This is a genomic window from Nocardioides sp. SR21 (assembly GCF_022761125.1).
Taxonomy (GTDB): domain Bacteria; phylum Actinomycetota; class Actinomycetes; order Propionibacteriales; family Nocardioidaceae; genus Nocardioides.
In genome coordinates, this window is record NZ_JAKWJR010000006.1 from 21,299 (window position 1) to 44,177 (window position 22,879).

Annotated in this window: 16 protein-coding genes; 5 read left to right on the forward strand and 11 right to left on the reverse strand. The window is 71.7% G+C overall.

Annotated elements, in window-relative coordinates; genetic code table 11:
* Window positions 1-274: 274 nt before the first annotated feature.
* Window positions 275-694: a VOC family protein gene (locus MJ604_RS12320; protein WP_243058723.1), complete on the reverse strand. Its 420-nt coding sequence runs from the start codon at window positions 692-694 to the stop codon at window positions 275-277.
* Window positions 695-734: 40 nt separating this feature from the next.
* The gene (locus MJ604_RS12325; RefSeq protein ID WP_243058724.1) at window positions 735-1,511 is read right to left on the reverse strand and encodes a LuxR C-terminal-related transcriptional regulator; all 777 of its coding nucleotides are present in this window, start codon (window positions 1,509-1,511) and stop codon (window positions 735-737) included.
* A gap of 306 nt (window positions 1,512-1,817) precedes the next feature.
* Between MJ604_RS12325 and MJ604_RS12330 the strand changes: the two genes are divergently transcribed.
* Both MJ604_RS12330 and MJ604_RS12335 read left to right on the forward strand, forming a co-directional pair.
* Complete coding sequence (locus MJ604_RS12330; protein WP_243058726.1) at window positions 1,818-3,233, forward strand: HAMP domain-containing sensor histidine kinase; 1,416 nt, start codon at window positions 1,818-1,820, stop codon at window positions 3,231-3,233.
* Complete coding sequence (locus tag MJ604_RS12335; protein ID WP_243058728.1) at window positions 3,230-3,928, forward strand: response regulator transcription factor; 699 nt, start codon at window positions 3,230-3,232, stop codon at window positions 3,926-3,928. The genes MJ604_RS12330 and MJ604_RS12335 overlap by 4 nt, the downstream gene beginning before the upstream one ends.
* A 218-nt stretch (window positions 3,929-4,146) precedes the next feature.
* Here MJ604_RS12335 and MJ604_RS12340 read toward each other — a convergent pair whose 3' ends face one another.
* The 4 genes from MJ604_RS12340 to MJ604_RS12355 all read right to left on the reverse strand — a co-directional run bounded on the left by MJ604_RS12340 (window position 4,147) and on the right by MJ604_RS12355 (window position 11,149).
* Window positions 4,147-5,598 (reverse strand): sugar transferase, encoded by a 1,452-nt coding sequence (locus MJ604_RS12340; RefSeq protein WP_243058729.1) that lies wholly within the window; start codon window positions 5,596-5,598, stop codon window positions 4,147-4,149.
* Window positions 5,599-5,757: 159 nt separating this feature from the next.
* Complete coding sequence (locus tag MJ604_RS12345) at window positions 5,758-9,195, reverse strand: NHL repeat-containing protein (protein WP_243058732.1); 3,438 nt, start codon at window positions 9,193-9,195, stop codon at window positions 5,758-5,760.
* A gap of 200 nt (window positions 9,196-9,395) precedes the next feature.
* Window positions 9,396-10,265, reverse strand: a complete 870-nt coding sequence (locus tag MJ604_RS12350) for a sulfotransferase (RefSeq protein ID WP_243058733.1) — start codon at window positions 10,263-10,265, stop codon at window positions 9,396-9,398.
* Window positions 10,262-11,149, reverse strand: a complete 888-nt coding sequence (locus tag MJ604_RS12355) for a sulfotransferase (protein ID WP_243058735.1) — start codon at window positions 11,147-11,149, stop codon at window positions 10,262-10,264. Before MJ604_RS12355 ends, MJ604_RS12350 begins: the two co-directional genes overlap by 4 nt.
* A 120-nt stretch (window positions 11,150-11,269) precedes the next feature.
* Here MJ604_RS12355 and MJ604_RS12360 point away from each other — a divergent pair, with 120 nt between their 5' ends.
* Genes MJ604_RS12360 through MJ604_RS12370 form a run of 3 tightly spaced genes read left to right on the forward strand, consistent with a single transcriptional unit; the run spans window position 11,270 to window position 14,733 of the window.
* The gene (locus MJ604_RS12360; protein ID WP_243058737.1) at window positions 11,270-12,265 is read left to right on the forward strand and encodes a hypothetical protein; all 996 of its coding nucleotides are present in this window, start codon (window positions 11,270-11,272) and stop codon (window positions 12,263-12,265) included.
* The gene (locus tag MJ604_RS12365) at window positions 12,262-13,230 is read left to right on the forward strand and encodes a sulfotransferase (protein WP_243058738.1); all 969 of its coding nucleotides are present in this window, start codon (window positions 12,262-12,264) and stop codon (window positions 13,228-13,230) included. The genes MJ604_RS12360 and MJ604_RS12365 overlap by 4 nt, the downstream gene beginning before the upstream one ends.
* Window positions 13,231-13,233: 3 nt before the next feature.
* Complete coding sequence (locus MJ604_RS12370) at window positions 13,234-14,733, forward strand: hypothetical protein (RefSeq protein ID WP_243058740.1); 1,500 nt, start codon at window positions 13,234-13,236, stop codon at window positions 14,731-14,733.
* On the opposite strand, the gene MJ604_RS12375 is transcribed toward MJ604_RS12370, so the two are convergent.
* Genes MJ604_RS12375 through MJ604_RS12395 form a run of 5 tightly spaced genes read right to left on the reverse strand, consistent with a single transcriptional unit; the run spans window position 14,686 to window position 22,855 of the window.
* Window positions 14,686-15,870, reverse strand: a complete 1,185-nt coding sequence (locus tag MJ604_RS12375) for a glycosyltransferase family 4 protein (protein ID WP_243058747.1) — start codon at window positions 15,868-15,870, stop codon at window positions 14,686-14,688. The two genes, MJ604_RS12370 and MJ604_RS12375, sit on opposite strands and share 48 nt — an antisense overlap.
* Window positions 15,867-17,108: a glycosyltransferase family 4 protein gene (locus MJ604_RS12380; RefSeq protein WP_243058749.1), complete on the reverse strand. Its 1,242-nt coding sequence runs from the start codon at window positions 17,106-17,108 to the stop codon at window positions 15,867-15,869. The genes MJ604_RS12375 and MJ604_RS12380 overlap by 4 nt, the downstream gene beginning before the upstream one ends.
* The gene (locus MJ604_RS12385) at window positions 17,108-20,017 is read right to left on the reverse strand and encodes an O-antigen ligase family protein (protein WP_243058751.1); all 2,910 of its coding nucleotides are present in this window, start codon (window positions 20,015-20,017) and stop codon (window positions 17,108-17,110) included. Before MJ604_RS12385 ends, MJ604_RS12380 begins: the two co-directional genes overlap by 1 nt.
* Window positions 20,018-20,019: 2 nt before the next feature.
* Window positions 20,020-21,012: a hypothetical protein gene (locus tag MJ604_RS12390; protein ID WP_243058753.1), complete on the reverse strand. Its 993-nt coding sequence runs from the start codon at window positions 21,010-21,012 to the stop codon at window positions 20,020-20,022.
* A complete protein-coding gene (locus tag MJ604_RS12395) occupies window positions 21,002-22,855 on the reverse strand; it encodes a 6-bladed beta-propeller (protein ID WP_243058755.1) in 1,854 nt (617 codons plus the stop codon). The genes MJ604_RS12390 and MJ604_RS12395 overlap by 11 nt, the downstream gene beginning before the upstream one ends.
* Window positions 22,856-22,879 lie beyond the last annotated feature (24 nt).

Consider the following 22,879-nt stretch of genomic DNA (forward strand, 5'->3'; position numbering starts at 1 on the left):
CGGTAGCCCGAACGGGCCATGCCGACGCCCCATCCGTAGCCGACTCGGGCCAGAGGACGTCGTTCACCGGGTGTTATCGCGTGGGTGGTTGAGGTCCTGGTGGTCACGGCCGGCGCGGTTTCACCATGTGATGGAGGTGAACCTGCACTTCTCATGGCGTGCAGACCGTGAGAAGTGCAGGTTCGTCTGCATCACATGGTGAACCTGTGACACCAGGAACCCGCCCGGTCGGCGCCGGAACGACGACGAGCGCCGTGGTCGAGACGCGAAGCCGCTAGGCCTGAGCCGCGACACCACCCTGGGCGGCCTCGAGCTCCGCGCGCGAGCGCAGGATGCAGAACTCGTTGCCCTCGGGGTCGGCGAGCGTGACCCAGCCGGTGTCGTCGCCGCGGATGCCGCGGTGGTCCACGACGATCGTGGCGCCGTGGGCGAGCAGGGACTCGAGCTCGGCGTCACGGTTTTCCACGCGCGGGCGCAGGTCGAGGTGGATCCGGTTCTTGACCACCTTCTCGTCCGGGACCTCGATGAACAGCAGTTGGTGGCCGGTCTCGGGGTCGCGGATCATGCACTCCTCGTGGCCCGGCAGGTTCGGGTCACCCTCGATGTCGACGTACCCGAGCACGGGCTTCCACCACTCGGAGAGCTCGTAGGCGTTGCGGGCGTCGATGGTGGTGTGCGAGATGAAGGAGGCCATGCACGCACTCTCCAACCCCGTGCTGCGACCCCTCAACGGGTTATCCGGGCAACCGGGGGTGCGGCGCCGTCGCCCGGAGCTCGTCGAGCGTCGCGACGGCCGCGATCTGCGACGGTACGGCGAGCTTGCGCAGGACGGACTTCACCTGGCTGCGCACGGTCGACTCGGAGACCTCGAGGCGCGCGGCGATCAGCCGCACGGTCTTGCCCTGGTACAGCAGGCCGAGCACCTCGTTCTCGCGGGGCGTCAGTGTGCTCATCCGCTCGCGGAGCCGCTCCTGCTGCTGCCGCGCCTCCCACCACTGGCGCAGGAGCGAGCGCCGCTCGACCTCGCCGATCGGTGACAGGTCCGCCCGGACGTCGACCAGGATCGCGATCAGCGCGTTGATCGACACCGTCGCCTCCACCACGGCCCGAGCGCCGCCGTCGAGCGCGGCGCCCCAGACCGCACCGCGTGGAGCGTCGGTGATCACCAGCCACCGGCTGCCGGCAGCCCGGCCGTGGGCGCAGACGTCGTCGAGCCGGGGCAGGGCCAGGTCGCTGATGAGCACCGCCACCTGGTCGTTCCAGCGATCGCCCACCGGATCGGGGGCCACGTGCTCCTGCCACAGGACGGACCTGGCCTGGACCCCGGCGCCGGCGAGGGCCGCGGCCACCGACTCGGCGACCAGGCGGGCCTCCGACGCGACGCTGACGGTCAGGCTGTCGACCTGGATCCGGCCGGGGCGGGGCGCGCGGCCGTCCAGCGCGGCAGGGGCAATCCGCGGCGCCGGCGGTGCTCGTCGCTCGTCCATCATCACCGTCGAGACTCCCGACATCCGGGGACGCGGACGGCCACCGTCGGAACAAACACCCAGAATTGGGGGTCCGGATCAGAATCCGAAGTTCAGGCGCCGTTAGACGACGAAATCCCTCGCTAAACGCCCGACTCGCGGCCAGATCAGCGGAGCCCTCTACCTAGAATCTGGTATAGCCACCCGGATCTGGTGAGAAGCCCACGGAACTTCACCACCATTCTGGGTATGGGGCTGGACCGTGGGGCGGGGGCTACTGGAGCGTTCGCAAGACGGCCCGAGCGGACTGCTTGCTAGAGGCCCAGCAATGGGCCCGGGACGGAAAGCACGATGGGCACAGGTGGGGAACGTACCCGGTGGGACGGGGCCTGGTCGGCGGGCGCCCTCGCCCTGACCTGCACCCCGCTGCTGGCGCTCCCCCTCGTGTACTACGAGACCATCGACCTCGAGGAGCTGGCCAAGGCCAGCAACGTGGTCTCCCACGTCTTCATCGTGTTCGCCGTCCTGCTGCTCTACCTGCACTGGCGGCTGACCAACCGGTCGTCCGGCTGGAAGGTGCTCGTCCTGACCGCGTTGTCCGTGCAAGGACTCGCGCTCGCGACGTTCACCCTCGACCCGGACCGGATGCCCAGCGCCGACCTCCCGTGGATCCTGCTCATGCAGCTGGTCCTCGCCGCCGCCGTCCTCGCGACGGTCGGACTGTCGGCTCGGTTCACGCTGCGCGCCGACCCGTTGGTCGTGGGAGTCGTGATCGGTCTGACCATCGGCGGCATCCGTCGCACGCTGCTCAGCCTCCACGACTCCCCGACCCCCACCGACTTCTGGATGGTCGTGTTCGGCATCGCCCTGCTGGCGACCGATCTCGTCATCTCGGTCGCGATCATCCGGCTGTCGATCACCCCGCTGTGGATGCGGTGGCGACTGGCGGCGGCGCTGGTGCTGCTCAGTTTCGCGCACGCCGCGACGTACTCAGTTCAGGGCAGCGTGCTCCTGAACGTCGTGATGATTCTCGGGTGGGTCCTCGGCGCGACCCTGTTGCTGTCCTTCGCGGGGGTGCTGGCACGCACGTCCTGGCTCGACAACCAGGAGGCCCTCGAGGTCCTGGCCCGGCAGCTGCAGGCGGTGGAGGCCGATGCCCGCGCGGACCAGGCGAAGCTGCACGAGATCCGGGCGACCGTCGCCGGTCTCGGCAGCGCCTCCCGGCTCGTCCACCACGGCTCCGCGGTCGGGGAGGTACGACGCCGTCAGCTCGAAGAGATGATCGGGTCCGAGATGGCCCGCCTCCAGCGGCTCCTCCACGAGAGGCCTCAGGAGCGCTGCGCCATCGACCTCGACGCGACCATCTCACCGATCGTGCTGCGGCACCGCACCCGCGGCTACCCCGTCGACTGGATGCCGAGCGGCGACCAGGCCATCGCGCGGGCCGACGACGTGGCCGAGGTCATCAACGTCCTGCTCGAGAACGCCTACCAGCACGCACCTCACGGCAGCGCCTCGATCGTCACCCGCCGGACGGCGGGCGTCGTCGAGATCGCCGTCTCCGACACAGGGCCGGGTATCGACCGGTCCCTCCGATCGCGCATCTTCGAGTGGGGCCAACGTGGCGGTGCATCCCACGGGAGTGGCATCGGACTCAATGTCGCCCAACAGCTGACCGCCTCACTCGGCGGCTACCTCCGACTCGTCGACTCTCCGTTGCCGGGCACGACCTTCGTGCTCGGCCTTCCCACCGAGGAGCTCTCATGACCCAGCCACTTGCCCGCGGAAACGTCCGCGTGCTGATCATCGAGGATCACGCGCTGTTCGCGGAGTCATTGGAGCTCGCGTTGTCGCTCGAGGGCTACAACGTGCGCCGGTGCGCACCACCGAGCTCCGGGGTCTCGCCGGGCGCCATGCTGTCGGCCGCCGTCCGGGCCAAGCCGCGCATCGCGCTGCTCGACCTCGACCTCGGGCAGTACGGCGACGGCACCCGGATGATCACGCCGCTCGTGACCGCGGGGGTCCAGGTGGTCGTCGTGACCGCCTCGTCCGACCGCCCTCGATGGGGCGAGTGTCTCCGCCTGGGAGCGCGCAAGGTGCTCGCCAAGACCGAACCGCTCAACGAGATCCTGGCCACGGTCCGCCGGATCAACCAGGGCTTCCCGGTGATCGACCGGGAGGAGCGGGACCGTCTCGTCCAGCTCTGGCACGACCAGCACCAGGCGCGCCGGCTCATGTTCGACCGGCTGTCCTTGCTGACCCCTCGGGAGTGTGAGGTGCTCGGCCAGCTGATGCGCGGCTACACGGTCCGGGAGATCGCGAGCATGAGCGTCGTCTCCGAGGCGACCGTCCGCACCCAGGTGAAGTCGGTCCTCGCCAAGCTCGAGGTCTCCTCCCAGCTCGCAGCCGTCGGCATGGCCCACAACCTGGGCTGGCAGCCGCCGCTCTCGACCGCGTCCTAGGCCGGCGGGCGGCCGCACTCGCGCCGTTCAGGCCACGCCGCGCGGTCCTGGTGGTCGTCGTCACCACCTCGTCCGACCGCCCTCGACGGGCGAGTGCCTCCGATCGGGCGCCCCACGACCTGGGGCCCACCACCTGGGCCGGCAACCGCCGCTCGCGACCGCGTCCTCGTCCGTCGCGCGACTGCTCTCGCGCCGCCGCGCCCCCATCGACGGGAGCGTCAGTACGCGCCTTCGTGCCGGATGACGGTGCCGACGGTCCGGCACAGGATCCGCAGGTCCAGCCCGAGCGACCAGTTGTCGACGTAATGGACGTCGAGCCGGACGGTGTCCTCCCAGGACAGGTCGGAGCGACCGCTGACCTGCCACAGACCGGTCAGCCCGGGCTTGACCGCCAGGCGCCGGCGGGGGTCGTGCTCGTAGCGCGCGACCTCGTCGGCCAGCGCCGGTCGGGGTCCGACCAGCGCCATGTCACCGAGCAGCACGTTGACCAGCTGAGGCACCTCGTCGACGGAGTACTTCCGCAGCATGCCGCCCAAGCGGGTGATCCGAGGGTCCTGCCGCACCTTGAAGAGCACCCCGCCCTCCGACTCGTTGAGCTCGGCGAGCTCGGCGAGACGGGCATCGGCGTCGGTGCGCATGGTGCGGAACTTGTACATGGTGAAGTCGCGGCCGTCGCGGCCGATGCGGCGCTGCCGGAAGATCGCCGGCCCGGGGCTGTCGCGACGTACAGCGATCGCCACGCCGAGCAGGACGGGCAGCAGCAGGAGGAGCATCACGCCGGCGGCGGTGCGCTCCATCAGCTCCTTGATGACCCGCGCCGCGGACGCCGACGGCGCCGAGCGCACCGCGAGCAGGTCGAGGTCTCCGGCCGTCAGCAGGGTGGCCCGGGCCGGGTCCACGTCGTGGAGGGCGGTGCCGACGTACAGGCCGGTTCCGGTCGCCTCCAAACGCCACGCCAGGCGGCGGAGCGCGAGCGGCTCGAGCTCGCGGCACGGGAGCACGAGCACGGCCTCGGCACCGAAGGCCTCGGCCTGACCCACGAGGTCGTCGAGCCCGGCGCTGATCGGGACGTCGGCGTCGCAGTCGGCGCCTCCCGCCACGCAGGCACAGACGACCTGCCACGCCGGGCGGGGTCCACGACGGAGCTCGGCGACCGCACGGGCGACGTCGGTCGCCTCGCCGGCGACCAGGACACGGGTGCCCCCGTGCGACCGCACGCTGTGGGACCCCCAGGCGTCGGTGATGATGCGAGCACCGTACGAGGTCGCGGCCAGGGTCGCGACCGCCAGGACGAGCGCGGCGGGCCTGGTGGCGACGTCGACCACCGTGGGCAGCGCCCAGCAGGCGAGGCCGAGCACGGCCCCGGCTCGAAGGACCCCGAGCCGACGGCGTCGCGACGAGGGTGTTGACGGCTCGCCGTACGCCCCGTCCAGCAGCAGCAGCAGCGGCCACCCTAGGACGAGCAGGAACGCGACGTCGTCGGGCGACGTACCGGCCGAGGCGAGCGAGAGCGCGACGAGCGCGGCGATCGCGATGTCGGCCGAGAGCGTCAGGAACAGCGGGTAGCCACGGTGGTGACGACCGCCCCGCGGACGTCCACCCAGCTCGGGCTCCGCGGTGCGGCTCCCGGCCGAGAGCGGGACACCCGCCACGGGGAGGATTGCGGTCACGTGCGTTCTCCTAGGGATCGAACGGCTTGCGCCCAAACTAGGAAAGGGCGCTGGTCGCGGCATGCCTCAAATGGGGCAACCTCCTGGCCGCTGGCGACGGCCGGCGGGGTGGCCGACCAGCCCGGCCGGTCACCCGGCCGGGCCAGTCGTCAGCGGCGGCTAGTTGAACGTGACGGTCCGCCAGGCCGTCTTCGGCGAGACGTTGCCGGCACCGTCGACCGCGGTCACCTGGTATCCGTACTTGATGCCAGTGGTTCCCGGGTTGAAGGTGTAGCTCCACGTCGAGCTCGGCGATCCCTGAGATCCGAGCGTCGTCGGGATGTTGGTGAACGCTCCCCAGCCGGAACCCGTCCACCACAGCTTCGAGACCGTGTCCTGGATCGTGATCCGTACGGCGTTCGTGCCGACGTTGTCGGTCACGTTGCCGCTGATCGTCACCGACGGACCGGGGACGGTCGCGTTGAGCGCGCTCGGCGACGTCACCGATGGCGACGGCGCTGTCGTGTCCGGTGCACCGGCCATGGAGAACGTCCGCGTCGCCGGGCTGGCGTCGACGTTGTTCTGGCCGTCCACCGCCTGCGCGCTGACGCCGTACGTGCCTTGGCTCGCGGCGGCACCCGGCAGCGTGTAGGACCATGTGAAGCTGGGTGCGGTCCCACCGACGGTGGCGTTGACCGTCGTCTCCGTGCTCGACCAGGCCGTGCCGGTCCAGTACTGCCCGCCGGCGTTCGTGATCCTGAGTCGCACCCCGGAGACGGTCCGGTCGTCGGTCGCCGTGCCGCTGATGGCCACCGCGCCCGTGGGCACCGAGCCTCCGTCGTCCGGCGCGGTGATCGCGGTGTCGGGCGGTGACGTGTCGGGCGTCTCGGTCGTGACGTTGAAGACGACGTTCGGGATCGAGTTGTCGGCGTTCCCGGCGGCGTCCCGCGCGGTGACCTGGATCGTGTACGCGCCGGCCGCACGCGGTGTCCACGGCCAGGTCCAGTCGGTCGACGTAGCGCCCGGCGCCGCAAGGGTCGCCTCGAAGGTCGTGTAGGTCGTGCCGAACCCGCTCGAGCCCGTGCCCGTCCACCAGCGACCGTCACTGTTGCGCTTGAGCGCGATCCGGACGCTGTTCACCCCGACGTTGTCCGTCGCGGTGCCCGTGAACGTCATCGCACCGAGCGGGAGGTTCGCTGCCGGCGCCGGAGGCGGAGCCGGATAGGTCACCAGGCCGTTCGGTCGCGTGACGTCGTTAGCCGGCGGCTGCGGCACGGGCGGCGCCGTCGCTCCGGTCATGGCGAACGTCCGCATGACGGAGCCGCTGACGTTGCCGGCCGCATCGCGGGTCTTGATCTCGACGACGTAGCGACCCTGCCGCGAGACCGCCGGGAACACGAAGCGCCAGCTGGCGTTCGTCACCGGCGACGTGTTCGAGGTGTACGAGGCCAGCGAGCTGGTCTTCCCGGTCTCCCACGCCGAGTTCTGCGAGTTCCAGTAGAGACCGGTCGTGTAGTCCTGGAACGTCAGCTCGACGTTGCCGACACCGGCGTTGTCCTGGGCCGTGCCGGTGAGGGTCACCGAGTTGAGCGGCAGGACGGCACTCTGCGCCGGGCTGCTGACGACCGGGAGCGACGGCGCCTGCGCGTCGTTGACCTTGCCGACGGCGGCGTTGAACACCTGGATCCGGTCGTTACCGGAGTCGGCGATGTAGACGCGACCGTTCGCGTCGCAGTCGATGCCGGCCGGACCCTTGAGCTCGTACGGGTTCTGGCCGTACGTCGCGCCCCACCGGGTCACGTAGCTGGTCGAGGCCAGCGCGGCGCCGTCGAGGTTGAAGACGTTGATCTTCGCCGCCGCCTCGTCGACCGCGTACAGCTGGTTGTTGCAGATCGTGAGGTCGGCCAGGTCGCGGAACTGACCCGGCGCCGTGCCGGACGCGGAGTACCTGCCCACCCGGGTGCCGGCCTGGTCGTAGACGCTGATCGAGGTGCCACCCGCGATGTAGAGCAGGCCGCTCGCGGGATCGAACGCCGTGCCGCCGGCGGAGATGGGGATGAAGTTGGCGTCGGGGTCGTTGTCCCCCGGCGTCATGTCGAGCTCCTGGAACGTCACGGCGTTGATCACCTTGACGCTCGAGGCCATCCGGTCGGTGATGATCGCGACCGGCGTGGTGCCGTAGGTCGCGAACTCGATGTCACCGGGCCAGCGGAAGTGCCCGTTGTCGGTGTCGTCACTGCCGATCTCGCCGACCTGGCGGACGTACGTCGGCGTGCCGGTGGGCGTCGTCGGTGCGTTGTAGACCTGCAGGTGGTGTCCGCGCTCGTTGCCGACCCAGATCCGCTTCGGGGTCGAGCCGGTGGCCGGCTGGATCGCGATGTGGCGCGGGTAGTTCATGTCGAACGGGCCACCCGGTCCGCGCTCGCCCCACGCCCCGAGGGAGGCGCCGGTCGAGGAGAACCGCTGGAAGCGCTGTGCCCACGCGTCGGCCACCCAGACGTCTCCGGTCGCGTCGTCGATCGCGACGTCACGCGGCTGGGCGAGCATGCCGACGGGAGGCCTGCGCGCAGGAGAAGGAGCGCGCAGGAGCGGAGTTCCGGTCGGGCTGTACTTCTCGGCCTCGAAGCCACCGAAGTCACCGACCCACAGGTTGCCGTCGTCGTCGATGTCGATCTGGCGGCCGCCGCCCGCGAACTGGCCGGGGTTGTTGCCCTCGCTGCCGAACGATCCGACGTAGGTGCCGTCCTGGCGGAACATGTCGATGTCGGAGTGCTCGGCGTCGACGACGTACACCCGGTCGGTGGCCTCGTTGACCACGACGCTGCGGTTGTCGCCGCCGGTCTGGGTGGTGCCGAACGTCGACTGGTAGGTGCCGTCGCGGTTGTAGATGTAGGCCCGCCGGTTCCAGGCGTCGGTCATGTAGATCTTGTCATCGGTGGTGATGTCGATGCCGTAGATGCGGGCCTGGTTGGTCGTCGACGTGCCGGGCGGTGTGACCGGCCACGCGCCCAGCTCGTCGACGGTCTGGGTGGCGTCGTTGAAGTGCAGGCGCAGCATCCGCGGAGGGTTCTCCTCGCTGAGTCCGCCGCCTGTGGCGCCGAGGTTCTGGTAGTGGCTGTCGAGGACCCAGATGTCGCCGGTGTCCTCCTCGACGGTCATCCACACGGGGTAGAAGGCGCGGAACCGGTTCCCGGTGGACGACGAGAGACTCGCGTTCGCGACGTACATGAAGTTGCCGAACTTGTCGTACTTCACGATCGCCGCGGTGAGCGGGTTGTCCTTGAGCTCCGCGACGTAGATCGCCCCGTCCGTGGGATCGACGGCGATGCTGTACGGCTGCCCGAGGTGGTCGGGTCGGTAGAAGTCACCGAGCGCGTTGCCCTGCTTGTCGTAGCGCCTGATCTTGAAGTTCAGGTAGTCGCCGACCAGCACCTCCTGGGTGACGGGGTTGTACTGCACTCCCCACGCGAAGACGCCGGGCCGACCCTGACCGCCGATGCTGCGCTCGAAGCGCGGCTGTTGGTTCGCGGTGAGGGCCGTTGAGGCCGGCGGGGCGACGATCTGGGCCAGCAGGACTGCGACCAGCCCCATGACCACGACCAGCGCCGTGGTGCGCATCCTGCGCGGAAGTCCTCGAAGTGCCGACATCTCTACGTCTCCCCACACCCAGGTTCATCGCGACCCACGGAATGCGGGCCACATGCGGCTCAATCTCGCAGCCTGGGCCGCGCGGGTCATACCCGAATCCGGGCAATTCCGAGGGCTGTTCCGAGTGCCTCAGGGCAGGCAGAAACCCCTTGATAACAAGGGGATTCTCCTCAGTACCCGAGTTCGACGAGCTGCTTGCCCAGCACCGCCTCAACAGTCTCGAGAGCGTCTTGACCGAGGTCGCGGCGGAAGGCGTCCGTCCGACCGGTCGCGAACTCGTAGCGCGCCAGCTGCGACTCGAACCCGCGGGTCCACGGCAGACCCACAGCGTCGAGGACCTGCGCGAACCCGGCGCGTGGATCAGCCACGATGTCCTCGTAGCGGATCCGCAGCCAGCGATCCTCGGGCACGAGGGCCCTGGCCTCGTCGTACGCCTGCATCAGCATCCTCCAGCCCAGCGCGGCCAATGCCGGGAAGGACCGTCCGCTCTCGAGCCACTCCTGCTCGTCCTCGGGATCCAGCGGCCCGAAGTGCCACTCGGCGGGACCTCGGTGACCGCGCCACCAGTCCATCTGCAGCCAGGAGCTGGTGACCGCTCGGCCGTCGCGCACGACCTCGACGAAGACCGCGTCGTCGAAGCAGGCGTCGAGCAGGCCGGCGCGAGGCCAGCCGGTGAGCTTGTGGAGGAAGACCGGGGCGCCGATCCGTGCCGCGCGGCTGTCCATGAAGGTGGCGAGCCGATCGCGCAGCCACGGCGTGGCGTCCGCGGCCACCAGGTCGCGGACCGGCTCCACGACCACGGGACCGACCTCGCGCGCGAGCGCGCGGTAGCCCTCGGTCGGCGCGAACCGGGTGCCGCCCTTGCGGGTCACCCGAGCGGGCAGCCGCCGCCACAGCTCGTTCTGCCAGGCCGTGCTCGGCAGCACGTTCAGGTCGTCGAGGTTGGTCATGAACCCGGTGTCGCTGTGGCGAGCCAGCACCTCGTGCACCAGGGTCGAGCCGCACCGACCGGTGCCGAGCACGAAGACCGGACCGGTCATGCCGCGTACCCGAGCGCCCGCAGCGTCTCGCCCTGGATCGCCGTGACCCGTTCGTCCGGCTCGCCCGTCCCGTTGCGGTTGGGGAACCGGACGCGGCCAAGCGCGGCAGTCCAACCGTGATCGTCGTCGAGCCCGGCGAACCTGGCGACGTCGGTGATCACGTCGTGCGGGGCGGCGACGAGGTCCTCGTAGGTGATGCGCTGCACCTGGTGCTCAGGAACCAGCGCCAGACCGGTCTCGATGGCGTCGACCTCGCGGACCCAGTGGTGCGCGGCCAGGTCGCGCGGATCTCCACCGGCTCGGCTCCAGTCCCGGGGTGTCCCCCCGAACCACCAGACGAGCGAGTCCGGCCACCAGTCGACCGCGAGCAGCGAACGAGCGACCGCGCGTCCGTCTCGCGACATCACGACGAACCTGGCCTCGGGGAAGATCTCGTGGAGCAGTCCCACCCGCCGGTTGTGGCCGATCCGCTTGGAGACGAGGACCTGGGAGCCCGAGGCACGCACCAGCCGGCGTACGTCGTTGCGCAGCCGCAGCTGGCGACGACCGCAGCCGGTGCGGTCGAGACCCTGGAGGACGCCGCGCCGCTCGAAGAGCGGCTCGCCCTCCACGGGTTGGGGGAACAGCCGCTCCACCGCACCGCGCGCGGCGCCGTACCGGTAGGCGTTGTCGCCCTCCTCGCCGAACCACACCTGCTGGCGCTGATGAGGCGCCAGCCGCGCGATGCGGTTGAGCACCGCAACCTCCGGCAGCATCGTCAGCCGCCGGCCGTAGTTGCTGATCCACGCCGCATCGGGGTGCAGGGCGAGCGTCCGGTAGAGCAACGACGTCCCGGACCGGGGCGCGCCGAGGACGAAGAGCGGCGCGGCGACGTGCTGGTTCACGGCTTCAGGTTCGGCGCGCATCGGCGCCGCTCCGGGGCGGACCTGTCGATGATCCCCAATGTTGGGGAGGCACCCCGATCATGCGTCCGAGACACCGATGGCCGTGCCTAGCGTGATTTCATGCAACTGACTCGGCTCATGAGGCGATCGGGCAAGGCCGTGTGGCTGCTCGTCCTCGTCCCCATCCTCGCGGTGGCCGCATCGACTGCGGTCACGATGCGTTCCGAACCGTCCGTGCGGTCGCTGGCGACCGTCAGCGTGATCGCACCGGACGGGACCAGCACCGCCGCGACCGTCACCCAAGCCGTCGACGGCTTCAAGTCGACGGTCGTCAGTGATGGCGTCGTGCAGCAGGCGGCCGACGAGTCGGGGGTCGGGCTGAGTGCGTCCGACGTACGTGCCGAGCGGATCGGCACCTCCAACCTCGTCGAGGTCCGGGTCACGACGCAGCCCGGCGAGGACGGCAACGCGGCGATGACAGCGCTGGTGGAGGCCGCGAACAACGCGCTGTTCGCCTCGACGATCGCCACCGCCGAGGCCCGCGTCACGACGGCCGAGCAGCGCTACGAGAATGCGCTCGCCGAACGCGAGAAGGAGACCGCTGAGACCGGCCTGCTCCTGCCGATGGAGGCCTACCGCGCCAAGGCTGCCGAGGTCACGCAGCTCCGGGTCGCGCTCGCCACCGCCGACTCGAGCGTCGACGGCGAGGCCGTCCGAGCCGCGCTGAAGCAGGCGATCGCGGACCTGGCGCGGATCGGTACGTCGGTCAACAGCTACGAGAGCCTCGCGGAGAGCGTCACGCGCACACGGACCGAGCTCGGAGCCGCGCAGCAGGCCGTCGAGGACGGCCATGCGCGTCTGGCCGCCGCCGGCGCCCAGCAGTCGATCACGATCGCGGACCCGACCACCCAGTCGACCCGCACCACGGTCGTCCGTGGCGCGGTCACCGCGCTCGTGCTCGGGCTGGCGCTCGCCCTCGGCCTGGTGCTCCTCATCGGTCTCCTCCGCAAGCCGGACCGTTCCGTAGGCCCGCACGAACGCCACCGGGACGACCCGTCTCGTGACGACCGGACCGACGAGCCCGGCTCCCGCAAGCGAGAGGCGGCGCTCACGTGACCGCGACGCGGACTCGCGTCGTCTACGTAGGCGGCACCGGACGGAGCGGCAGCACGGTGCTCGCCAACGTCCTGGGCGAGGTGCCCGGGTTGGTGTCGGTGGGCGAGGTGCGCTTCCTCTGGGAGCGCGGGATCCTCCAGAACCGGCTCTGCGGGTGCGGGGACCACTTCGCCGACTGCCCCTTCTGGTCCAAGGTCCTCGACCGTGCCTTCGGTCCGGACGACGAGCGTCGCGCCGAGGACCGCTCGACGACCGCCAGGCGGATGTGTCGGAGCCTGGCAGAGCGGACCCGGATGCGCTCGCTGCCGAGCCAGGTCGGCCGCCGCCAGCGCGCGATCGACCCGGAGCTGGCCACCACGCTCGGACGGCTGTACGAGGCGATCGCCGAGGTCGCGGGCGCCGAGGTCGTCGTCGACTCCTCCAAGCTCCCGACGTACGCCGTGCAGCTCGCCGACGTCCCGAGCATCACCGTGCAGGTCCTGCACCTGGTCCGCGACCCGCGCGCCGCGGCCCACTCGTGGCGGCGTCGTCGCGCCCAGCCGGACCTGGGCGAGACCGCGCTGATGGAGCGCCGCGGCGCCGCCAAGAGCGCGGTCCTGTGGCGCATCTGGAACACCGCCCTCGAACGGATGTGCCGCAGCCGCGGACTCGAGTACCGGCTGCTCAACTACGAGTCGTTCGTCGCAGACCCCCGCGGCGAGCTGCGCCGACTGCTGCGCGGTTTCGCCCTGCTGGCGCCGTCCCAGCTGGACCCGGTCCTCGACGAGCTCTTCGAGGCACCCGACGTCGTCCGTCTGTCGAGCAACCACACGGTCGCGGGCAACCCGGCACGGCACCACCACGGCTCGGTCGCGCTCGTGCCCGACGACGAGTGGCGCGACCGGCTCGGCGCGGCCGACCGCCGGCTCGTCTCCGTGCTGACCTGGCCGACCCTGCCACGCTTCGGCTACCGCGCCCGGGTGTGACCGATGCGACTCGGGCGCGGTGGTGCGCTGGCCGTCGCCTCCGCCACCGTTTTCGCCGTGGTCCTGATCGCCTGCACGGCACCGCCCCCTGCTGACCTCTACCGCGCGGTGCGCGACGTACCCGACGCCTCGGGCGGGCCGGCGACGACGGCCCCTCCGGTGACGCCCGGACGTGGTGCGGCCCCGGGCAGCGGGCCCCTCGGGCTGAAGTGGAACCGGGCGCTGACCGCCACCCTGGACTTCGTCCAGCGATCCCGCAGCGGGTGGACGTTCTACGAGGTCGAGTGGTGCGACGTCGAGCCCACGCCCGGTGACTACGACTGGGCCATGGTCGACCAGTTCGTGCGCGAGGCGCGTGGGCTCGGGCAGGAGCCGATGCTCAAGCTGCGCACCGGGCAGTGCTGGGCGACCGAGCCGCCCATCGACGAGCGCCGGGACACGACCGAGAACCTCTCCAAGGCACCGTCGACCCCCGCCACCGACCTCCCCGCCTACCTCGACTTCGTCCGGGCCGCGGTGCGCCGGTACTCCGCACGTGGGATCGTCGACTACGCGGTCGAGAACGAGCCGGACACGATCAACCACTGGGCCGGCACGGTGTCCGAGTACCGGAAGCTCGTGGTCGTGGTCGCGCGCGAGATCAGGCAGGCGAGCCCCTCGGCACACGTGCTCGACGGCGGCGCATCGAGCACGTCGTACGGCGTCGCGATGGCTGCGTCGCAGCTGCGCCGGCAGCCACGGCTCGCCCTGCGCACCTACCGTCACTACTACGCCCGCCGGATCGACGGGGATGCCTCCCGATGGCCCGCGGTGAAGGGCGTCGCGGAGCTGCGCCAGGTGCTCGCGTCGCCGCAGGCACGTCGGGCGGTCCGCGCCGTCGACGCCGGCGTCCGGCTCGCGAACAGCGGGGCTGTCGACGCCTACCAGCTCCACTACTACGAGCCGACCTCCCGGCTGCCGTCCGTCCTCCGCTACCTCGACCGGCGGCTGCGTGACCGGGTCCCGGTCGAGGCGTGGGAGATCGGGGTCGCCTGGCCCGGAGCCGGGTACGACGAGCGCCTGCAGGCCGACGAGGTCTACCGACTGGTCGCCCTGCTCCTGCGGGCCGACATCCGCAGGGTCGTCTACCTGCCAGTGGCCTTCACCCCCGCTCCCGGCAAGGTCGAGGTGTTCCGCGGCCTGACCACGCCCGACGGCACGGTGCTGCCGGCCGGGGGTGGCTGGCAGGAGCTGGCGGCGTCACTCGCCGGCCTGCGCGGAGCAGCGATCCACGACGCCCGCGGACGCCTCCGCGGCGTCACGTGGTCGGTGGGCCGTCAGCAGGCCGCGCTCGTGTGGGCGCGCGGCGGCCCCGTCCGCCTGGACCCCACGGACGTCGAGCGGGTCGTCGACGCGACCGGCAGCGTCGTCACCGGGAGTCCGGTGGTGGGACGACAGCCCGTGCTGGTGACGGGATCACCGCGTGGCGAGCTCGCGCGGCAGATCCGTCTGGGCCGGTACTGACGCCGCCCTCCGGCGCCGCACCGCGTTCCGGTACGCGTCCTCGAGCAGGTCCGTCGCGACGTCCCAGCTGTAGCGAGCGGTGACCTCGTCGCGGAACCGGCGCGCGGCCGCCCGGGCCACGTCCGGGTCGGCGCCGAGGCAGGCCGTGAGCGCCGCGGTCAGCCCGTCGCGGTCACCGGCTCGGAAGAGCATCCGGGCCGCATCGAGCCCGCCGACGACCTCACGGTGCGGCGGGATGTCGCTCGCCAGCACGGGGACGCCGTACGCCGCCGCCTCGAGCAGCGTGATCGGCAGCCCCTCGAGGAGCGACGGTTGGACGAACAGCCGGGCACCGCCGTAGAGCGCCGCGAGCTCGGCGCCGTACCGGAACCCGACCAGCCGGACCCGCGGGTCGAGCGCGGCCAGCTCTCGCAGCTGCGCGACGTAGCCGTCGGTGTCGCTGCTGTCGCCGACGAGCACGAGCGGCAGGTCACCCGGTACGTCGCGGTAGGCCTGCAGCAGGAGGTCGGGCGCCTTCTCGGGGACCATCCGCCCGACGAAGACGGCGTAGCCCCCGGGCGTCAGGCCCAGGTCGGCCAGCAGGCCGAGGTCGGGCTCGGTCACGGCGGGGACGCCGTTCGTCACGTAGCTGGTGTAGCGGCCGTACCGCTCCCGGTAGTGCTCGCCCAGCTCGCGAGAGACCACGACGACCTCGTCGGGGACGTGCGCCGACAGCAGCGCGCCGACACGCAGCAGGCGCTGCGCTCCCCCGCCCCACTTGCCTCGCTGCTCGTCGAGGCCGTGGATCGTCTGGACGATCGCGCTCCCGCCGAACGCCCGGCTCCACGGGGTGAACAGCCCGGGCCCCATGGCGTGGAAGTGCGCGACGTCGAAGCGGTGACCGCCGGCCGTCAGCGCGCCGAGACCGCTGTGCACCAAGGCCTCCGCGCCCTTCAGGTGCACGGTCGGCAGCTCTCGCAGCCGCACCCCGCGGTACGTCGGCCCGCACTCCGGCGCGTAGCCGTGGCGGCAGAAGACGGTCACGTCGTGGCCACGATCGACGAGCCGCACCGACAGCTCCTCGACATGCCGCTCGACGCCGCCGTACTGCGCAGGGATGCCGCGCAGGCCGATCATCGCGATCCGTAGTGCGTTCATGTCCGGGCTCCCGCTTCCTCGTAGACGGCCCTGATGGCGTCGAGGTGACGCCCGGGGTCGTGACGCTCCTCGGCGATCCGGCGGGCGCGCTTGCCGCGGAGCACCGCCTCGACCGGGTCGCGCAGCGCAGCGTGGAGCGCCTGCGCCATGGCGACCGGGTCGTCTGCCGGCACGACCCACCCCGTGGTCTCGTCGACCATCTCGGGCAGGCCGCCGAGGTCGGTCGCGAGCACCGGGACACCGAGGGCGTAGGACTCCAGGACGGCAAGGGGCTGGTTCTCGTGCCACCGCGAGGGAACGGCGCTGAGCGTCGCGCTGCCGACGAGCTCCACCAGTGCCTCCCGGGGCAGCCGGCCGTGGAAGCGCACCCGCCCCGGGGCGACGTCGGCGGCGAGGGACTCGAGGGCTCCCCGCTCCGGCCCGTCGCCGGCCACGTCGAGCAGCACGCCCGGCAGGTCGGCGAGACCGGCCGACGCCAGGCCGATCGCCTGGATCAGCGTGTCCACACCCTTCTCCGACGAGAGCCGGCCCGCATACACCGCTCGTCCCGACGCCCGGACGGTCGGCCGCGGTACGTCGAGCTCGGTGAAGTTCGGGATCACCCGGATCCGGTCGGGGTAGACGCCGGCGGCCGCCATCGTGTCGGCGAGGAACCGGCTCGGCGCGATGAGGCGGCCGAGGCCGTCGTACGCCCCGAGACGGCGGTGCAGGCTCACCTCCAGGGCCGCCGCCGTGCTGGCGCCGAGCGAGCCGTCCTTGCACCGGCGCTTGACCGCCTGCCACGGACCACCGGTGATGCACGCCGTGCACGGCCGGCCGTGGTCCATCAGCTGGTAGGTCGGGCAGGCGAGCTTGTAGTCGTGCATGGTCAGGACCACCGGTACGCCGCGACGTGCGGCGGCCCGGACGACGGACGGCGACAGCTGGTGGTAGATGTTGTGGGCGTGCACGACGTCGGGGCGGAACGCGTCGAGCGCCTCCTCCATGCCACGCCCGGCCTCCCGCGACCAGAGCATCCGGCCGACGACCCGCGCCGTCGCGCGCGGACCGCTCGGCGCCACGTCGAAGGCGACGTACGACGGCGGGGTGCCGGCGCTCTCCTGGTCGTTGTCGGGATGGGCCATCCCGAAGAACGCGGTCTCGTCACCCTCCGCGCGCTGCAGGGCGGCGAGGTCGAGCAGGTAGCCCTCGGCACCTCCCCTGCGGTGCAGGAACTTGTTGACGTGCAGGACACGCATCAGTCGTTCACCTCCTCGAGAGCACGATCCGCGGGCTCGGGCTCGGGCACCGGCTCCGGGCCGCGCTCGGCCAGGTAGGACGCGACGCCGGCGAGCGCCGCGAAGTAGATCCCCACCACGACCTGGGACATCAGGTTCGCCACCAGGCTCATCAGCAGGTAGCCGGCGGCGACGCCGAGGAAGCCGACCGCGAAGGCGTACGCCGCCGGCGGTCCGTCCCGGGTGGCGCGCACCGCGCGCCGGCCGGTCGCCAGGAACTGCCACATCAGCCAGGCGAAGGCGGCGATCCCGAGCACCCCGAGCTCGACGTACGCGCGCAGGAAGTCGTTGTGCGGCTGCTTGCCCTCGGTGCTCTGGGCCACCACCTGCTTGAGCCCGATGCCGGTCACCGGGCTCTCCTCCGACAGGGCGACCGACTCGCCCCAGTACCCCACCCGCCAGGTGAGCGAGTTGCTGGGCTCGCCGCGCGAGGACTGCTCGTCGCCGAGGTCCGCGAAGCGCGCGGCCGTGCCCGGGATCATCAGCAGGCTCACCAGCACGGCCGCGGCCAGGCCGATCACCCAGGCCCGTCCGCGCGTGGCGGCCACGATCGCGACACCGAGGAGCGCGGCGAGCCAGGCGGCGCGCGTGTAGGTGACGTAGAGCCCGACGGTCGCGACGAGGCCGACCGCGCCGGCCACCCAGCGCAGTGGCACGTCGCGCAGGTGGGCCACGTGGGCGAACGCCATCACGACGAGGATCGCGAGGAACGCGGCCATCGGGTTGGAGTGCGTGAAGGTTCCCTGCACGCGCGCGAAGCCGCCGGCGTCGAAGAGACCCGAGCCGGACCAGAGCTGCCAGGCGCCGACGGTCAGGGGCACGACGGCGGCAGCGCCGAGCGCCACCACGACCCTGCCCCGGAAGTCGGGATGCCGCGCGAGCCGCTCCGCGACCAGGACCATCACGCAGACACTGGACAGGCGCACCCACTCCACCAGCGCCGGCCAGTACGACGGCGCGACGAGGACGCCGAGGAGCGCGGCGCCGGCGAACGCGGTCACGGCCCAGCCGAGCCGGCTCAACCGCACCACACCGTCCTCGCGCCACTGCGCGGCCAGCCACAGCAGTCCGGTGCCCATGAACAGCATCCCCAGGAGCGACGCGGGCTCCAGGGCCGCGGACGGGGAGCCGGACTGCAACGCGTCGAGGCTCGTGCGGGTGACGAGCACGGCGAGCACGAAGACCTCGAACCGGGCGAGCGCGAGGCTGAGCAGCGCGGTCGCGGCGAGCAGCCCGATCGGCAGGATGGTCAGGAGCATGCCGCGCTCCTGCACGAACGCGAGCGAGCTGGCCGTCGCGGCCGCGCCCGCGACCAGCGCCAGGAGAGCGACGCCGGGAGCGCCGCTGCGCCACCTGGTCACCGCTGGGCGTGGGACCCGTCCGGGCAGCTCCACGACGAGCACCGTCGCCAGGCCGGCCGCTCCCGCGGCGACCAGGCGGACCGGGGCGGGAGCGGGCAGCTCCGACCACACGAGCGCGGCTGCGAGCGCCGCCAGGAGTGCGGAGCAGGTCGACCGCACGACGACCGCGCGACCGGCGGCGGGGACGCCGAGGTCGCTGCGGCGAGCCGCCCACCAGGCATGCAGGAGGTTCGCCGCGTTCGCGCCGACGTACGCCGCCGCGATGCCGAGGACCGCGTCGTCCCGGCCGTCGAGCACCCACAGGAAGACCGGCAGCAGCGCCAGGTTGGCGACGGCGCCGACCAGCGTGTTGTAGAGCGGGACCCGGGTGTTGCGAACGGCGTAGAACGGCGCGAGCAGGGCGCGCTGCGCCGCCGAGAGCGGGAACGACAGTGCCAGCACGGTCAGGACCAGCCCCAGCGTGCGGGCGTCGTCACCGAACCGGCCGATGCCGAAGACCTGCTCCGCCGCCGGGACGGCGAGCACGAGCGTCAGCGTGGTCAGGGGGAACGACACCACGACCATCTGCCGCATCGCGAGCCGCTCGAGCCGGGCGACCGCCGCCTGGTCGGCGGCGACGAAGGCGCGCGTCAGCCGGGGCAGGACCGCGATCATGACCGACCGGAAGAGCACCGTGCCGCCGACGGCGCTGACCGCCCGCTGGCCGTAGTGGACGATCGTGGCCGAGCCCGGCGGGAGGAACGAGGCCGCGAACGTCTCGGCGGCGCGGGTCAGGGGGTTCATCGCGGCTGCTGCCGACGGTCGGACGAGCAGTCGCGCGAGCACCCCGACCTCGGCGTCGCGCAGCACCGGCCGGCCGAGCCGCAGGCCCCTGGCCGATGCGTACCCGAGCATCAGCACGATCTGGACCACGGCGCCCGCGACGTAGGCGATCGGCAGCATCCGGATCTCGCGCGGCCCAGCGAGCACGACGCCCACGGCGACGACGTTCAGGACCACCGTCATCGCCGCCGGGATCGCGAAGTAGTGGAGGGAGTTGAGCCAGGCCCGCAGCACCTCGCAGCCCGCCACGAGCGGGATCACCCACACCATCACCTGCATCAGCTCCGCCGCGAGCTCGTGCTGCCCGGCGTCGAAGCCGGGACCGAGCGCCACGACGAGGTACGGCGCGGCGAGCGAGAGCAGGCCGGCGAGGACCGCGCCCGCCGCGACGGCGCCGACCAGCACCGTCGTCAGCAGTCGGCGCGCGCGACGCTCGTCGACCGTCAGCGACCAGGTGGCGAAGGTCGCGACCAGCACCTGGTTGCCGAGCACCATGAGGATCGCGACGAGGCCCAGCGGGATCCGTGCAGCGACGACGAACGCGTCGGTCTCCCGGCCCGCGCCGAAGATGGCGGCGGCCACGACGTCGAGCAGCAGCCCGCTGCCGACGGCCACCATGGCCATCACGCCGCTGACCGCGGACTGCCGGACCACCCGGCGGTCTCGGTCCTGGTCGATCCCGGGCACCATCACACCCCGAAGGCGCGGCGGTTGCACCGCTCGGTGGTCAGCCACAGCTCGGCCTCGAGCTCCTCGGCCGCATCCCGGACCCGCCGGTCCAGGTCGAGCGGTGGGGTGTACGCCGAGCGGCGGTCGACGTGCGCCCAGAGCTCGGCACCGGGCTCGACGCCGAGGAACGCGGCCAGGGCCAGCGACTCGTCCTCGGGTTCGGCGACGAAGCGGTCGTAGGACGCCAGGTGCACGTCCGGGCGCAGGTGCAGGCCCTGCTCGAAGTAGAGGCGGTTGCGAACGACCCAGAACAGCGCGGCAGCGGACTCGGGACTCAACCGCTCCGGGTCGCACCGGCGGACCAGCTCGAGCGAGGAGTCGGACATCCGTTGCGCCTGCCACCGGTCGCGACCGTCGCCACGCGCGATCTCGGCCAGGACGCGGCGGTTGACGTCACCGAACTTCCGCACCGCTGATCGGGCGCGGCCGTCGACGCCGCGGTAGACCCAGACCGCCCGCGGCAGCCCGGCGGACACGAACCCCTTCGGGATGGTCATCGCGAGCAGGTCGGCGGTGCGGTGGCTGTCGCACAGCGGCTTGAACATCACGATCGCGTGCCGGCTGTGCCGGACGACGTCGCGCACCACGTCGTCGTCGCGCAGCTGGAAGCGCTCGAAGACCGCGCGATCGTTCTCGTTGTGCACCTCGATCTCCGGGCGCCGTTCGAAGCCCCGCACCACCATGTTGGTGCCCGACCGCTGCACCCCGACGACGAAGACCGCTCGCGCGGAGCCGGCCGGCACCCCGTGCCGGGCGCGCCACCGCCGCCCCTCGACCGACGCCTGCAGGCGTTCCCAGGGGTGGAGGTCGTCCTCCTCGATCATCCGGGCGAGCCCGTCGCGGCGTACCCACCGGACATGGCGCTGGACGCGGGCGCGGGTGCGCCCTCCGGCGGATCGGTCCTCGGGGAGGACGTCGGTCCCCGTCTCGGAAGACCCGGGCTCAGACGACATTGAAGACCTCCACTCGCTCGTTGCCCGTGTCTGTCACGTACAGCCGGCCCTGGGCATCGAGGGCGAGCGCGGTGGGTCGTCGGAACCTGCCGTGGGCGGTGCCGGCGCCACCGAAGGAGCCGACGAAGGCTCCGCTGGTGGTCAGCACGCTGATCCGGTTGTTGTCCATCTCGGAGACGTAGAGCCGGTCGCCCCGGACGGCCACGCCGTACGCGCCGTCGAACTGGCCCGGGCCGGTGCCGTGGCTGCCGAACTTCGCGAGCAGCGTCCCGGTCGACGAGAACTTGTAGACGACGTCCTCGGTCGGAGCGGCGGCGTAGACGTTCCCGGCCGAGTCCCGGGCGACCGAGGTGCAGCCGAAGAGGACGTAGTTGCCGGTCAGGGCGGGCGTGCCGCAGGGTGCCGACCAGAGGAGCGCCCCGGACTTCGAGAGCGCCTGGAGCCGGCGGTTGCCCGAGTCGGGCACGTAGACCCGGCCGTCGGACCCGACCATGATCCCGCGCGAGTAGTAGAGCTGGTTGCTCGCAGCGCCCTGGGTGCCGAACTGCCCGAGGAAGCCGCCCGAGGACGTGTAGTGCTTGATGTTCGCCGACCGGGTGTTGTTGAGCCAGACCGACCGGTCGGCCGGGTCGACGGCGATGCCGCGCGGGTAGTCCATCGCGTCACCCGTGCCACGACCGCGGTAGCCCCACTTGGCCTGGTAGGTGCCCGTCGACGAGAACCGCTGGACACGGTGGTTGAAGGTGTCGGAGACGTAGACCTGGCCGCTGGTCTGGTCGACTGCGACCCCCTCCGGCTGGTTGAAGCCCCCGTCCGGCGCAGGGTCGGGGATCTCCGGCATCTGCCGCAGGATCTGCCCGCTCGGGCTGAACACGACGACCCGCTCGCCGGTGTAGTCCATGACGTAGAGGTTGTGATCCTGGCCGAGGGTGATCTCGCGTGGCCCGCCGAAGGTTCCCGGGTCCGGTCCCGGCACCGTGAACGTCGCCAGCGGCTGGCCGGTCAGGCTGAACTTCTCGATGGTGCCGTCCGAGGCGTCGGACACGTAGACCCAGCCGTTGTCGAGGTCGAGGGCGAGGCCACGCAGGTCGGCGCCGAACCGGCCGGGACCGGTGCCGCGGGTTCCCCACGTGCGCAGGTAGGTGCCGTCGCGGTCGTAGATGAGGACCCGGCCGTTGCCGGCGTCGAGCACCCACACCTCGTCGTTCGGGCCGATCGCGATGCCGCGGTAGCCGTAGGTCTGGCCCGGCCCGGCACCCGTCGAGCCGAACTTGAACAGCCAGGTGCCGTTGCGGTCGTAGACGTTGATCGTGTGCGGGCTGGTCTGGCTGATGCTCTGCGAGTTGACCGTGTAGACCCAGCCGTCGTCGTTCACCGCGAGCCGCGTCGTGTAGTAGCCGCCGGTCGGGTTGATGTCCCACGTCGCCTTCGGCGTGCCGTCGGGGTTGTAGACCTCGATCTGCCGCGGGACGGTGTCGACGACGTAGATGGCCCCGGTGACCGGGTCGACGGCCATGCCGTACGGCTGGTTGGTCTGGCCCGGGCCGCTCCCCTTGCCGCCGAAGGTCTGCAGCAACGTCCCGTTGGTCGAGAACCGCTTGATGTTGTAGTTGTTGTAGTCCCCGACCAGGATCGTGCCGTCGCTCGCTGTCGCGGCACCCCACGCGTAGAGCCCGGCATGGCCGGGCCGGCCGATCTGGCGCACCCAGGTGGCCGTCACCGCGGCGTTGGCCGCGGGCAGCGACAGCGTCGAGGCCACGGTCACCAGAGCGGTCCCGAGCGCGGCCGCCCCGAGTGCGGCACGCGAGCGCGCCCGGACGTGGTGCAGACGTGTGAAGGTCATGCGTTGGTTCCCCCTGGTCGTGTG

What these genes read in the sequence shown, in the direction of transcription:
- MJ604_RS12325 (WP_243058724.1), bottom strand. Translation starts at nt 1,511, where the DNA reads ATGTCGGGAGTCTCGACGGTGATGATGGACGAGCGACGAGCACCGCCG.
- MJ604_RS12375 (WP_243058747.1), bottom strand. Translation starts at nt 15,870, where the DNA reads ATGAACGCACTACGGATCGCGATGATCGGCCTGCGCGGCATCCCTGCG.
- MJ604_RS12390 (WP_243058753.1), bottom strand. Translation starts at nt 21,012, where the DNA reads ATGTCGTCTGAGCCCGGGTCTTCCGAGACGGGGACCGACGTCCTCCCC.
- MJ604_RS12330 (WP_243058726.1), top strand. Translation starts at nt 1,818, where the DNA reads ATGGGCACAGGTGGGGAACGTACCCGGTGGGACGGGGCCTGGTCGGCG.
- MJ604_RS12335 (WP_243058728.1), top strand. Translation starts at nt 3,230, where the DNA reads ATGACCCAGCCACTTGCCCGCGGAAACGTCCGCGTGCTGATCATCGAG.
- MJ604_RS12370 (WP_243058740.1), top strand. Translation starts at nt 13,234, where the DNA reads ATGCGACTCGGGCGCGGTGGTGCGCTGGCCGTCGCCTCCGCCACCGTT.
- MJ604_RS12380 (WP_243058749.1), bottom strand. Translation starts at nt 17,108, where the DNA reads ATGCGTGTCCTGCACGTCAACAAGTTCCTGCACCGCAGGGGAGGTGCC.
- MJ604_RS12350 (WP_243058733.1), bottom strand. Translation starts at nt 10,265, where the DNA reads ATGACCGGTCCGGTCTTCGTGCTCGGCACCGGTCGGTGCGGCTCGACC.
- MJ604_RS12320 (WP_243058723.1), bottom strand. Translation starts at nt 694, where the DNA reads ATGGCCTCCTTCATCTCGCACACCACCATCGACGCCCGCAACGCCTAC.
- MJ604_RS12345 (WP_243058732.1), bottom strand. Translation starts at nt 9,195, where the DNA reads ATGCGCACCACGGCGCTGGTCGTGGTCATGGGGCTGGTCGCAGTCCTG.
- MJ604_RS12360 (WP_243058737.1), top strand. Translation starts at nt 11,270, where the DNA reads ATGCAACTGACTCGGCTCATGAGGCGATCGGGCAAGGCCGTGTGGCTG.
- MJ604_RS12395 (WP_243058755.1), bottom strand. Translation starts at nt 22,855, where the DNA reads ATGACCTTCACACGTCTGCACCACGTCCGGGCGCGCTCGCGTGCCGCA.